Source organism: Flavobacterium suaedae (genome assembly GCF_014642915.1).
GTDB classification, from domain to species: Bacteria; Bacteroidota; Bacteroidia; order Flavobacteriales; family Flavobacteriaceae; genus Flavobacterium; species Flavobacterium suaedae.
Genome location: NZ_BMJE01000004.1, coordinates 337,554 through 350,807, shown reverse-complemented (window position 1 = coordinate 350,807; position 13,254 = coordinate 337,554). Strand labels below are relative to the sequence as shown.

The 13,254-nt window shown below is 36.1% G+C and carries 12 protein-coding genes; all 12 read left to right on the top strand.

Annotated features, from left to right (window positions below; genetic code table 11):
• The 12 genes from IEW45_RS09865 to IEW45_RS09810 all read left to right on the top strand — a co-directional run bounded on the left by IEW45_RS09865 (nucleotide 1) and on the right by IEW45_RS09810 (nucleotide 13,224).
• Nucleotides 1-540: a heme NO-binding domain-containing protein gene (locus tag IEW45_RS09865; protein WP_188621077.1), complete on the top strand. Its 540-nt coding sequence runs from the start codon at nucleotides 1-3 to the stop codon at nucleotides 538-540.
• A gap of 10 nt (nucleotides 541-550) precedes the next feature.
• Nucleotides 551-2,500 (top strand): PAS domain S-box protein, encoded by a 1,950-nt coding sequence (locus tag IEW45_RS09860; RefSeq protein WP_188621076.1) that lies wholly within the window; start codon nucleotides 551-553, stop codon nucleotides 2,498-2,500.
• Nucleotides 2,501-2,504: 4 nt separating this feature from the next.
• Nucleotides 2,505-3,635: an FIST signal transduction protein gene (locus IEW45_RS09855; protein WP_188621075.1), complete on the top strand. Its 1,131-nt coding sequence runs from the start codon at nucleotides 2,505-2,507 to the stop codon at nucleotides 3,633-3,635.
• Nucleotides 3,635-4,678, top strand: a complete 1,044-nt coding sequence (locus IEW45_RS09850) for a sensor histidine kinase (protein ID WP_229665931.1) — start codon at nucleotides 3,635-3,637, stop codon at nucleotides 4,676-4,678. The genes IEW45_RS09855 and IEW45_RS09850 overlap by 1 nt, the downstream gene beginning before the upstream one ends.
• Complete coding sequence (locus IEW45_RS09845) at nucleotides 4,665-4,982, top strand: Hpt domain-containing protein (RefSeq protein ID WP_188621074.1); 318 nt, start codon at nucleotides 4,665-4,667, stop codon at nucleotides 4,980-4,982. Before IEW45_RS09850 ends, IEW45_RS09845 begins: the two co-directional genes overlap by 14 nt.
• A 10-nt stretch (nucleotides 4,983-4,992) precedes the next feature.
• Nucleotides 4,993-5,715 carry a LytR/AlgR family response regulator transcription factor gene (locus IEW45_RS09840; protein WP_188621073.1) on the top strand — a complete coding sequence of 241 codons (723 nt, stop codon included), beginning with the start codon at nucleotides 4,993-4,995 and terminating at the stop codon, nucleotides 5,713-5,715.
• A 119-nt stretch (nucleotides 5,716-5,834) separates the two neighbouring features.
• Entirely contained in the window at nucleotides 5,835-8,273 is a 2,439-nt protein-coding gene (locus tag IEW45_RS09835) for a DUF4114 domain-containing protein (RefSeq protein WP_188621072.1), read from the top strand.
• 170 nt (nucleotides 8,274-8,443) lie between these two features.
• Nucleotides 8,444-8,872, top strand: coding sequence for a DoxX family protein (locus IEW45_RS09830; protein ID WP_188621071.1), 429 nt, complete (start codon nucleotides 8,444-8,446; stop codon nucleotides 8,870-8,872).
• A gap of 295 nt (nucleotides 8,873-9,167) precedes the next feature.
• Nucleotides 9,168-10,007, top strand: a complete 840-nt coding sequence (locus IEW45_RS09825; protein ID WP_188621070.1) for a helix-turn-helix transcriptional regulator — start codon at nucleotides 9,168-9,170, stop codon at nucleotides 10,005-10,007.
• Between the two features lie 230 nt (nucleotides 10,008-10,237).
• On the top strand, nucleotides 10,238-10,807 hold the full coding sequence (locus IEW45_RS09820; protein WP_188621069.1) for a Pvc16 family protein: 570 nt from the start codon (nucleotides 10,238-10,240) through the stop codon (nucleotides 10,805-10,807).
• Nucleotides 10,804-11,616 carry a hypothetical protein gene (locus tag IEW45_RS09815; protein WP_188621068.1) on the top strand — a complete coding sequence of 271 codons (813 nt, stop codon included), beginning with the start codon at nucleotides 10,804-10,806 and terminating at the stop codon, nucleotides 11,614-11,616. The genes IEW45_RS09820 and IEW45_RS09815 overlap by 4 nt, the downstream gene beginning before the upstream one ends.
• A 27-nt stretch (nucleotides 11,617-11,643) precedes the next feature.
• A complete protein-coding gene (locus IEW45_RS09810) occupies nucleotides 11,644-13,224 on the top strand; it encodes a phage tail sheath family protein (RefSeq protein WP_188621067.1) in 1,581 nt (526 codons plus the stop codon).
• Nucleotides 13,225-13,254: the final 30 nt, after the last annotated feature.

Below are 13,254 nucleotides of genomic sequence, written 5' to 3'. Positions count from 1 at the left end.
ATGTACGGAATAATAAATGTTGCTATTGAGAATTATGTGCTTAATAATTACGGAGAGAATACATGGGAGAATGTAAAGTCCCGCTATGGCACAGACATTGATTTCTTGTTAACAGAGCAGCCTTATAATGAAGCGGTATTTTATAAGCTTGCAGCATTGTTAGCAGAGGAAACAGGTATTACTGTTGATGAGGCTCTTTTTAACTTCGGGGAACATATTATGAAAACAACCCGCGAAAAATATAGCGGTGTTATGGAATCAAGAGGTAGTAATTTAAAAGAATACCTTATAAACCTACCCAATTTCCATAACCGCATAATGCTTATTTATCCTAACCTTTCGCCCCCTGAGTTTGGAATAAGTAATGTAGAAGATAACAGCATTTGTGTACACTACATGTACAAACAAAAAGGAATACGTAGCTTTGTTTTAGGCTACCTTAGCGGGCTAATTTTTATTTTTAAAGAAAAAGCTACTGCAAAATGGTTAAAAACTATTGAGTCTGGACAACCACAGGAGGTTTTTAAAATAAGTTGGTAAATAATATTATATGGGGGCATTTGTTTTTAGTTTTGATGAAGGTAACTTCGGCAAAATATTTCCGTTTTTTATTCTTTTAGATAAAGAATTAAAAATTCAATCATTTGGTAATAGTATCAGTAAAATATATCCTGTGGTAACTACAGGAAAGCTATTTACTGATTACTTTAATATTAAAAGACCATATATTGATGAACCTACCTTAACTAAACTAAAAAACAGTGCTAACCAGTTACTCATTATAGAGTGTAAATCTCCGGAATGTAACTGTACAGATTCAGGATGTGACGTTACCCTGAGAGGTCAGTTCTCTGTAATGAACGATAATATAGTTTTTATAGGGTCACCTTGGTTTGTTTCGCTGGAAGAAATAAAGAAAAACAACCTTAATTTATTTGATTTTGCAAGCCATGACCCATTACTGGATTTATTACAGCTTTTAAGAAATCAGGAAGTTACAACAACAGAACTCCAGGAACTTCTTAAAATTAATAATGAACAGAAAAACGAACTAAAGCGCGATAAAGAAGAACTTAACAAACTGTCTTTAGTAGCGAGTGCAAACGAAAATGCTATAGTATTTACACACCCTGATGCTGAAATATTTTGGTGTAACGATGCTTATACAGAATTAACAGGTTTTGAGGTAGATGAAGTAATAGGGCGCACCCCGGTTGAAATTGGAATAACAGATAAAACCAACAGGGAGGCTTTAAAACAAATGATTGAAAGTTTTTATAGCGGTAAATCGTTTGATGTAGAAATACCACACGGGCGCAAAGACGGTTCTTATTTTTGGTCCAGAACAAAAGGGCAGCCCATATATGATGATAATGGTAAAGTAGTACAATACTTTGCTATGATTGAGGATATGACCGAAGCAAAAAAACAGGAAGAACGCCTGCAACTGCTTTCGCTTATCGCTCAAAAAAATATAAATGCAGTAGTTATTTGCAACGAAGAAGGAAGGATTGAATGGGTAAATAACAGTTTCCTTGAAATGTCCGGTTATACCGAAGAGGAGGTAAAAGGACAAAAACCGGGAGAAATGTTACAGGGAGAAGAAACTAATCCTGAAACCATTAAATACCTTAACCGTCAAATTCACCAAGGCAAACCCTTTAACTGCGAAATAGTTAATTACTCTAAATCGGGTAAAAAATACTGGGCCAAAATACAAGGGCAGGCAATACACGATAAGTATGGCAACATAAACTGCTATTTTGCTATAGAAGAAGATATTACAAAAGAAAAAAATCTTGAAAGGCAAAAAGAAGAACTGCTGAAAAGCCTTGAAAAAAGTAATAAGGAATTGGAGGATTATGCACAAATCGTATCGCATGACCTTAAATCACCTTTAAGAAGTATCAGCTCGCTTATAGCATGGATTAAAGAAGATAACGAAGAAGAGCTTAACGAGCAAACTAAAAGCTATCTCCAAATGATAGATGATAAGTTAGAGAAAATGGATCACCTTATACAAGGGGTCCTCACCTACTCTAAAATTGATAAAACTGATATAGCTAAAGAAAAAGTAAATGTACACGATGTAGTAAGTAATATTATTAATATAATTCACATACCTCCACACATCAGTGTTAAAATAAAAGGAAAACTACCTGTTATAAAGGCAGACCGTTTCAGAATGCATCAGCTATTTCAAAACCTTATAGGTAATGCAGTAACCTATATTGATAAACCTGAAGGAAATGTAGAAATAGCAGTAAAGGAACTTAAACAACATTATGTGTTTTCGGTTAAAGATAACGGTCCTGGAATTGCTGAAGCAGACAAAGAGAAAATTTTTAAAGTATTCCACTCCCTGGTAAAAAGTGAAAAATCATCCGGATTGGGGCTATCCATAGTAAATAAAATTGTTGACAATTATAAAGGTAAAATCTGGATTGAAAGTGAAGTTGGTGTTGGCTCTGTATTTTTTGTAAAAATTCCTAAAACGTAAAAAGATGAAAGTAGTACAAGCTTATAGAAAAAAGAGTAATGAATGGTTTTACCATAATGAAAAAGAAAAATTAAACAATCCTTTAGTATTGGTTTTTGCCGACAGGCACTTACTGGAAGAAGCAAGTACTATTGAAGCTATTAAAGAAGAATTTCCATACGACCATATTGTTTTCGGTTCCAGCGCCGGCGAGATTATGAACATTCAGGTGGTTAGTGACTCCATTACCGTACTCGCCATAGAGTTTGAAAAAGCAACGTTTGTTGTTGAAACTGAAAATATACTGGAGCATGATAAAGACACTGAAAAAGCTGCCGAAGCATTGAGTAAAAAAATGCCGCAGGAAGGGTTAAAACACTTAATCATAATATCTGAAGGCAGTTATGTAAGTGGTAGTGCGTTAATTAAAGGATTACAAAAAGGGCTTAAAGAAATAGTACCTATTACCGGAGGGCTTTGTGGTGACGGTGGTAACTTTGAAAAAACAATAGTTTCGTATAAAGAAAGACCGAAAGAAGGTGAAATTGTACTTGTAGGACTTTACGGAGAGTCGCTTGAAGTGAGTTTTGCCAGCTTCTGTAGCTTTACTCCTTTCGGACCGATAAGAACCATTACAAAATCTGAAGGAAACATGGTTTATGAAATAGACGGCAGACCTGCGCTGGATTTGTATACAGACTATTTAGGGGATAAAGCAAAACAACCACAGTTTACACTACTATACCCACTATATACTACAATACCCGGAAGAAAAGAAGGAGTGGTAAGAACAATACTATCTGTAGATAAAGAGAAAAATGCGCTTATTTTCCCTGATGATATGCCACAAAACTCTATAGTACAGCTTATGATGGTATCTCAGGATGCCATTGCCGAAGGTGCTAATAAAGCAGCAGGTGTAGCAATGGAAAACCGTAAAACAAAACCTCAACTGGCTTTTATAGTTAGCTGCATTGGCAGGAAATTGGTAATGAACCAACGTGTTGAAGAAGAAATAGAACAGGTTGCAGAAGTTGTAGGAGATCAGGTTTCATTAGGTGGTTTTTACTCTTACGGAGAGATAGGACCTTTCGCTAAAAATCAAATCTGTCAGTTACACAATGAAACCATGGCGCTAACATTAATTAGTGAATAATGGATAAAATGAATTCGTTACTGAAAAGACAAATGAGGAAGTTTCTGGATACTGAAAACGTACCCGGAACAGAAGCCTTTTTGGACGCAGTAAACGAATCGTACTCAAACTATGAAGACCAGATAGCATTGCTGCAAAGAGCTATGATGTTAAGCTCTGATGAACTTTTTGTAGCGAACCAAAAACTACGTGAGGAAGCTGAAAACCTTAAGGAAATAAATAAAAACCTGGAGTTTATTTTAAACTCCATGAGGCGGGAAAAAAACGGCGACAGTAGTGGTAATTTTAACCCTGCGCATTATATAAAAAAGCAATCGGCTGAGATTGTAAAAATTACCCGACAGCGTGAAAAGCTATTAAAAAGTCTTGAAGCCCAAAATCAGGAACTTAATGAATATGCTCATGTAGTTTCGCATGATCTTAAATCGCCCTTAAGAAACATCAATACCCTTATTACATGGGTGATTGAAGACAGCGAAAATAAACTAAGTGAGGACAGTAAAAACTCATTGGACATGATACTTTTCAATATTGAAAAGATGGACTTGCTGGTAAAAGGTATCTTAGACTACTCTTCTATTGACAAGCTGGAGTCGGAAAACAGAGTAGTTGATTTCAATAATTTAATTGAAGAAATAACCCGAACAATTGCACTGCCTGAAAATATTAAAATAAAGATAAAGAACACCTTACCTAAGCTATACGGTAACTTTTACCGTTTTAGGCAACTGTTTCAAAACCTTATAGAGAATGCTATAAAATATAATGATAAAGAGGAAGGAATTATAGAAATAGGTTCTGAAGAATATGAAAAAGAGGTGAAATTTTATGTAAAGGATAACGGAGTTGGTATACCGGATACTTACTTTAATAAAATATTTAATATCTTCACGAAACTGGACAGTAACGACCAGTCATCAGGAATAGGGCTATCCATAGTAAAAAAAATTGTAACTTTTTATGGTGGCAAAATATGGCTGGAAAGTACTGAAAACATAGGGACAACTTTTTACTTTACAATATCAAAGCATGGAACAGCCTAACACCAACTATATAGATGAACTTGCAGGAGACGACACCATCTTTAGAAATAAACTCATAAATACTATAAAAGATGAGCTCCCGCAGGAAATTAATATTTATAAAACTAATATAACTTCCGGTAATTATAATGCCACAGCTGATAACGTTCATAAACTGAAGCACAAAATAAGTGTATTAGGAATGGAAAAAAGTTATTATCTTGCTGAAAAGTTCGAAAAAAACCTGAAAGATAACAGTACTGAACTCCAAAAAGAATTTGAGGATGTACTTTCATCAATACAAGGTTTTGTCGCTGCTTTGTAAAGATACAACTATGAATTGCATTATAATTGACGATGAAGGAATGGCTAGGGCTATTATAGCTCAAATGGCTGGTGCCGAAGAAAATCTTAACGTTACAGAAGAGTTTAGCAATGCCATTGACGCCATTAAATACCTAAACCAAAATGGTGAAGGTGTAGACCTTATATTCTTAGATATACACATGCCGGGTTTTACCGGTTTTGATTTTATACAAACTATAAAAAACCCACCGGCAGTAATACTGGTTACTTCTGACAAAAACTTTGCTATAGAGGCTTTTGAGTACGATTGTATTGTAGATTATCTTGTAAAACCTATAACAGAAGAACGCTTTAAAAAAGCGGTAAGCAAAGCTCGTAATAAAAAAGTAGTACCCGTCCCTCAGTCTACTACAGACACAAAAGAGCAGCATGTTGATACTCCTACAGAGTTTTATGTAAATATAGATCGCAGGCTTATAAAAATTGATATACCAACGGTTAACCTTATAGAAGCCAAAGGGGACTATATATTAATTAAAACTGAAAATAAAAACTATACAGTACACTCTACCCTAAAAAAGATAGAGGAAAAACTACCTGATTCACTTTTCCTTAAAGTGCACCGCACCTATATTATTAACCTTAAGAAGATTATTGATATAGAAGATAATAGTGTACTAATAGGTAAAGATGTAATACCTGTTAGCCGTGCTAACAGACCGGAATTAATGAAGCGTTTAAACACGCTTTAAAATTTCACCGACACATACTTGCATTTCGCCTTAACAAAAAACAGGCTAACCGAAAAGTAAAGACATTGACATAGAACAGATTATATATTTGTTTCATATTTAATACTAAAAATAGAAAGATGAAACGAATAGTACTTATAGCTGCCTTACTTTGTAATGTTCTTTTATTCGGACAAAACAATTACCAATTTTTAGGAACTTACGATTCTCAGGGAGTTCCTGACTACTTAGAGGAAGATGATGTTGTTTCGCAAGCTACATTAGATTTAGTTTCTAACTCTTTACCGGAAGGATATCCTGTACCCGTATATAACCCACACTATATTACAGCAGGTTATGATACTGACCTTACACTTGTAGACAGTGCGGAAGTATATGTAACTTTCGTTAAAGAAGGAGCAGGATATAAAAACGTATTGGGTTTCTATACTTACGATTTAAGCAACCCACAAATTACTACACCGCAACCGGAAGATATTACAATTGTATTCCCTAACGTTTCAGAAGGAGGTTCCGGCGGAGGACTATCAGCCGGTAATAAAGTTAAAATAGGTAATTTTCCTGCAGGCACAGGAATAGGCTGGGTACTATTAGCCAACGGTTGGAATAATGTAGAGGTTACTCCCGGTCAGTGGCAATTATTCTCTAACCCAAACTTTAATCCTGAATCAGACCCTGCTTTACAGCACCATAATGTATTACTGGCAGACCCTGAAAACCAAAGAGTTTTACTTGGTTTTGAAGATATAAGGAGAGATTACTCCTCATGTGATAATGACTTTAATGATGCTATTTTCTATATAACAGCCAACCCATTTACAGCAATGAGAATTGGTAATATAGCCGATGTAAACAGTGCTGCTGATGTATCATCGGGTAACGATGGCGGGCTTGAAAGTAATGGAGACTTAGCAAACCTTATTGCTAAAAGGAACTTTAAAAGGGTACAAAACAACTTATTCCTTAATAAAAAACAAAGCCAGTCTCAATTTGTAAGCGCAAACTTTGCATACAGAAATGGTAATAATCAATTAAGTGTAGAAGCACTATTCCCTGATACAGGTATGTTTGGTACAGAAGTGCCTTATGTATCAAGTCCTGAAGACTTATTAGGTATTACCAATGCAGATGAAGTATTCTCTATAGATTATTATTCAGGAGATAACAGGGTGGCAGCAGCATTAGCTACAAAAACTACAGGAAATGTATACGACCACTCAAAAGTAATATGCGACAGGCTTAACGGCTCGTCTTTAGAAGATGTAAGAACAATACAGCTACAAGGGCATGAGATAATAATGGTGAAGCTTAAAAGAACGAATGGAGTAATGGAATATGCCCTTAGCTTTTCTGTAGAACAAACTGAAACTGAAAACATACTGCACAGTTACTGGAACATTGGGCAGTACCCTGAAGCCAACTACTTAAACCTACAAGTATGGGGTGCCAACATGGGGCAGGTATGTAGCATAGTAAACCATGCTTTAGCACAGCTTGATGGAGAAAACACATTAGTAAGTGATGCTATTGAAAACAGAATACCATCCGTTTTTGTAAAGAACGGAACGTATAAAAACGGTATGCTGAATTTAGAAATTGTAAACAAATCAATGGCTACAACGCTTAACTTTGAAGGTAATAAAAAAGTAACTGAGCTAGCTGAAATGGAAAACTTTACACAGCAAATACCTTTAAGCTTAGAGTATACACAAAGTGTTGCTGTAGAAGTAGGTGGTATATTTGATATCGGTTTCTCAGTAAACGCAAATACTTCGGAAAGACCTGACGGATTATATCTTGCTGACGGACCTTGGGGTATTGATTATAACACTCAGGAAACCGTAATAAACAACTTTGAAATAGCAGAATATATGCCGGAAGCTATAGGCAACGGAGTATATGCCGTAGAACGTAACCCAAGTGTAAGCGGAGAGTTATTCGGTACTATGAACCTTTTCAGGAACATACTGGCAGGTGAGCTTTTACTGGACGCATCAGAATATGAAGCAGTAAACTTTACAATGAACAATACTCATAATGTAGAAGTAGTACTTATAACTGAAGGCCTTACGGATTGGAACAACCGTTTACGCTTCCAAATACCGGTTAACACCTCAAACGAAGAATTTAGTATCCCGTTCAGCAGCTTTACTAATCCTGATGGCGACAGCTATAATAATGAAAAAGTAAAAGGACTTGTATTCTCAGTAATGGGTAGCTACACCAGCTTTGAGTCTTTCAGCATAAATGTTTCATCAGTAACATTTGGTGCAATAGCACTTAGCAACAAAACATTTACAACACAACTGGGCAGTAAAATGTATAACTACCCTAACCCATTTAATGGCAGCACTACTGTAGTACTGCCTGTAACTTCTGCAAAAGTAGCACTACAAATGATAGACATGACAGGAAGAACCCTAATAAACAAAGAGTACACTCCTGATGCCTCTAACAGCATAAGCGTAAAAGCAGAAGGACTACCAAAAGGAATATATATAATAAACGTAAAGACAGAAGAAGGAAAAACATATAACACACGATGTGTGGTGGAATGATTTGAGTTAGCGATTTATGTATAACGGAAAGTCTCTGTAATGTTTTAATTTACAGAGGCTTTTTTAATAAAATATTAACTCTGAATAGTACTATATTTTTTGGTGCTGTCATTTTTAATCAATAATTTTATATCGTAAACGATTTAATTTAAACTAAAAAATATACTCTGATGAAACCATATGTCCCTACCAATGCTACACAAAAAATATTCAGAATAATTTTAGGCTCATTTATGATACTGGCTGCCATAGGGCACCTTACCTTTCAGCGAGAAGAATTTCAGGCACAAGTCCCAAAAGGAATTCCTTTTTTTAGTGAGGACTTTATTGTGGTAGCCTCGGGAGTGGTTGAACTGATATTTGGATTGGCAATACTGTTCTGGAAAAGCAACAGAGTATATGTAGGTATAGCACTCGCTATATTTTATGTTTTAATTTTTCCCGGGAACATATCACAATACACAAACGGTATAGATGCTTTTGGTCTTGATACCGACAGAAAAAGGCTTATACGTTTATTCTTTCAGCCTGTACTTATACTTTGGGCATTATGGTCTACAGGAGCATTAAAGGCGATGTTCACTAAAAGTGATAAATAACACGCTATCAGCACAAATAGTTATATTTTTTCTGCTTTACTTAAATCAGGTAAAAACACGTATTTATAACTACTATAAATACAATAGATTTGTTAAATCCAACAGATAATTATTAAAACAGGTACGTTTTTCATACCGAAAAGCCCTTAGTGTCGCAACTATTTTCCTGACTTAGTTTTTTACCCGCCCAAAAAGGTTCGGATAAATATCTGTATCGCTACTTTTCAAAAACCGGAATATTATTTCTGTTTTTTGGGAAATGGCTGAAGATGCCCTAAAGTAACAGTTAGATACAATGAAAATTGAAAAGACAATTTTAATTGGTTCTGATAAAGCAGGTAACCTTATTACCATACTTAACTGTGTGCAACAAAGTCCTGTATATACTTTTAGGATAATAACAGCGAGCAGAATAGAAGATTTAAAAAACATTTTAAAGGAAGCTAAACCCGACTTAATTATAGCAAACTTTACAAATAACCAGTTAGTACTGGATGAAACAAGTACTTTTGTTCGCGAAAACACCATACCCATTTTATGCCTTAACAGCAAGGAGCAAAAAAATATACTCAACTGGAATATTAACGCCATTGTTTTCGCTTATCCTGTAGCGTTAATTGATAAAGAGTCCTATTTACTTAACAGAATCAACTCCATCTTTCTGCTTAAAAATTCAAGAAGCAATAATGATAAAAGTTCTTTTACTTCGGGTAATGATAACATGAGCCGATATGTAATGGAACTTGACCGCAAAAAGGAAATACTTAGTAAAGTAAGAGACAGAATAAAGGCGCTATACCCCAATGTTAACGATCCTGTACGTAATGAGCTTACCGGTATATTAGACTATATTAAAGCATCATCAAACGACCAGAAGCTTTGGGACGACTTTAAATTTTACTTTGAAAAAACACATCAGGGCTTCTTGCAAACACTAACCGAAAAACACCCTGCCCTTACCCCTATTGATTTAAAATATTGTTGCTACCTTAAAATGAATATGAGTAACGATGATATAAAAAGAATTTTAGGTATCAATCAGGAAAGTGTGCGTACACACACCTACAGACTAAAACGTAAACTGGCACTAGCCAAGCAGGAAGATTTACGCCGCTACCTGCGTAAAGTATGCTGATAAAATAAATATACCTTTCAACACTACCTGCTTTTAATAAGCGGGTATTTTTTTGTCATACTTCTCAAAAGTGTTGCGTTTTTTTCGCAATGTACACGTTTTGTATACGCTGTTGCAGTTTTATGACTACGATTAGTATACGGCAACAATCACAATTTTTTAGCCTCTCATTTTAACTTTACCCTAACACTTTTTGGTAAGTGTTATATCCATCCAACTAAAACTTTATTATGATTAGCGCTGCCCTTAAATTTAGTAGTGATTCTTTAAATCAGTTCCTCCGTAACAGGATGGGGCTCGACGAAGATAAAGTACTGCTTAACAACTTAATAGAAAGTAATGGTAGTATTCCGGAACGCAACCATAATAAGGTAGTTATATCTCTTGTAAACGTAGATAAAGAAACGGTACGTCCTTATAATATAAGGAATGTACAGCTTAAAGATGGCAGTTATACTGATATAAACCCTTCGGAAAAATACAACCTGTATGTATTAATCAGTTCCAATTTTAGTGACTACAACGAAACACTCAAGTTTCTTGATGCCATATTACTGTTTTTCCAGAGAAACCCTTGTCTGGATGGTCGCACACACTCCAACATTCCCGAAGGAGTATCTAAACTGGAATATGAGGTAGAAAAAATATCCCATAATGAAATGCATAACCTTTGGACAGCAATGGGTGCAAAATATCAACCCTCAATGCTATATAAGGTAAGACTGATAACAGTACAAAGCGCAGAAACTATAGCAACACGCAGTGCCGTAACACAACAGGAAAACAATGTAATACAATGAGAAAAAGTAATTACATACCCGTCTTTAGCCTGTCTGTATCGCATTCCTATTTTGCAGATGGTATTTGCAGGGGTATTAATTTTCAGCCCTGTGGTACTACACTATTACTAACAGACCGATATAATTTTAAATACAGAAGCCTGCCGGATGGCTTTGCATGGTATGCCGGTACTGCTGACACATTAGAACAGTTTTTAAACAGCATAGCAAAAACAATCGGGCAAACCTATTTTGAGTTTGAAATAACCGTCACCCCCAATTTTTACAACTATACCACACTACCTGAAAATACTATTAACGAGCAGGTTTACAACAGTAACAATGCAACTGACAACATACTGAACTCAGTTAGCACAGGAGAATCAGGAAATTGTTTTGGTAAACTAATCATCAATTTTGATGATATACTAAAAGTAAATACTACAGAAAACCCAGCTTCATATATTATACAATTTGAAGCTAAAAAAACACAGTGGCAGTATTATATCATTAACCGTAGTAAAGTAGAGTGTAACAACCTTGCTATTACAGGCAAAGAAAATATAACCTTTCAAGGTCCTGATACTATAACCACAGCAGGCGGGGAACAAGCAATACTTTTTACTTCGGGTGATGTACTTATACCGTTAAAAGAGAAACCGGAATACAGTTTAAGCCTCATTAGCCAACCCGAGCAAACAAACAGTAAAATAAAGTCATCAAACAAAATTATATATAAAGGTTTACCCACACCAACCCCTGATAATATAGGGTTTGCAAAAGGAAATAAGCTTGACAGCATAGCATCACCGATGTACGTGTACATCTAACTAAAACTATAAATTAAAACGAATATTATGGTCGAATCTAACATTAAAACACCCGGCGTCTATATAAACGAGCTAGATGCCTTTCCCAATTCGGTAGTCCCTGTGGCTACTGCTGTTCCCGCCTTTATAGGCTATACCCCTCAGGCACAGTATGAGGGTAAATCATATACTAATATTCCACAAAAGGTTACCTCTTTTGCCGAATTCCAGTCTATTTACTGCTTACCCGATCCTGCACCACCTGCAGACCCTGCAAAACAATACAGCCCGCAGTATTATTTAGTAGCGCAAAAAAGCAAGCCTACCAATCAGGATTATTTAATGATCGACGGGGCTTACTACTCTTTAGTACCCGACCCTAACACTATTTATTACCTGTACAACAGTGTAAAAATGTTTTACCAAAACGGTGGTGGTGATGCTTACATAGTATCTGTTGGCGGTTATGGGGCTCCTTCCGGGAAACCTATAGATTCAGGAGCACAAATAGTAAACCCGAATGTACAGTTAAGCGATTTAACTAATGGTCTTGCGTTACTTAAAAATGAGGAAGAGCCAACCATGTACTTATGTCCTGAAGCTACCTTATTACCTGTAGACCAAAACGGTACACTTATGCAGGAAATGCTGTTACAGTGTACAGAAATGCAAACAGCAATATCCATTTTTGATATTATAGGCGGCAGAAACCCTGACCCTATAATGTTTATGGATGACATTACTACCTTCCGTAACAATACAGGATCACAAGGGTTAGACTATGGTACTGCCTACTACCCATTTGTTGGCACAACCATAATGCAAAGTCAGGATGTTGATTATACCAATCTTTTTGGTGGCGATGTAAAGCAACTGGAACCGCTTTTAAACCCTGCCGACAACCCGAACCAGAGTGCTGCCACTATAATAAGCATGATTGAAAATCCGGGAAGCAATCCGCTAACCGTTACGCAGTATAACAACTCTTTACTAAATGCCAGTAAAACCTATAGCCAAATTATGAAGCATGTGCTTAACGATGTTAACATCATGCCTCCAAGTGGGTCTATGGCTGGGGTTATGGCAACTACTGATAATGAAGAAGGTGTATGGCAGGCTCCGGCAAATACTTCTATAGTAGGAGTATCATCATTACCTATACGATTATCGGAAACACAACAGGCAGGACTGAATGTTGATGCCGTATCCGGTAAATCTGTAAACGCTATACGTTTCTTTAACGGTCTTGGTATTTTGGTATGGGGTGCCCGTACTCTTGACGGTAACAGTCAGGATTGGCGATATCTCTCTGTAAGACGTACTGTTACTTTCCTGGAGCAGTCTTGTAAGCAGGCAGCCCACCCTTACGTTTTCCAACCTAACGTAAAAAACACTTGGGAAGCCGTAAAAGCTATGATAGGCAGTTTCTTAACCTCTATTTGGAAAGAAGGCGGTTTACAAGGTGCTACAGCAGCCGATGCTTTCTCTGTAGACTGTGGTCTTGGTTCTACAATGACTTCAGAAGATATACTTAACGGATTTATGAAAGTAACTGTAAAAGTTGCTGTAGTACGTCCTGCTGAATTTATTGTAATAACCTTCCAACAGGAAATGGCTACATCAAGCTAAAAACTATCAACCGATTATAATCATATAAAA

Excerpts from the sequence above, each read along its gene's own strand:
- IEW45_RS09865 (WP_188621077.1), top strand. The coding sequence starts at position 1 with ATGTACGGAATAATAAATGTTGCTATTGAGAATTATGTGCTTAATAAT.
- IEW45_RS09860 (WP_188621076.1), top strand. The coding sequence starts at position 551 with ATGGGGGCATTTGTTTTTAGTTTTGATGAAGGTAACTTCGGCAAAATA.
- IEW45_RS09855 (WP_188621075.1), top strand. The coding sequence starts at position 2,505 with ATGAAAGTAGTACAAGCTTATAGAAAAAAGAGTAATGAATGGTTTTAC.
- IEW45_RS09850 (WP_229665931.1), top strand. The coding sequence starts at position 3,635 with ATGGATAAAATGAATTCGTTACTGAAAAGACAAATGAGGAAGTTTCTG.
- IEW45_RS09845 (WP_188621074.1), top strand. The coding sequence starts at position 4,665 with ATGGAACAGCCTAACACCAACTATATAGATGAACTTGCAGGAGACGAC.
- IEW45_RS09840 (WP_188621073.1), top strand. The coding sequence starts at position 4,993 with ATGAATTGCATTATAATTGACGATGAAGGAATGGCTAGGGCTATTATA.
- IEW45_RS09835 (WP_188621072.1), top strand. The coding sequence starts at position 5,835 with ATGAAACGAATAGTACTTATAGCTGCCTTACTTTGTAATGTTCTTTTA.
- IEW45_RS09830 (WP_188621071.1), top strand. The coding sequence starts at position 8,444 with ATGAAACCATATGTCCCTACCAATGCTACACAAAAAATATTCAGAATA.
- IEW45_RS09825 (WP_188621070.1), top strand. The coding sequence starts at position 9,168 with ATGAAAATTGAAAAGACAATTTTAATTGGTTCTGATAAAGCAGGTAAC.
- IEW45_RS09820 (WP_188621069.1), top strand. The coding sequence starts at position 10,238 with ATGATTAGCGCTGCCCTTAAATTTAGTAGTGATTCTTTAAATCAGTTC.
- IEW45_RS09815 (WP_188621068.1), top strand. The coding sequence starts at position 10,804 with ATGAGAAAAAGTAATTACATACCCGTCTTTAGCCTGTCTGTATCGCAT.
- IEW45_RS09810 (WP_188621067.1), top strand. The coding sequence starts at position 11,644 with ATGGTCGAATCTAACATTAAAACACCCGGCGTCTATATAAACGAGCTA.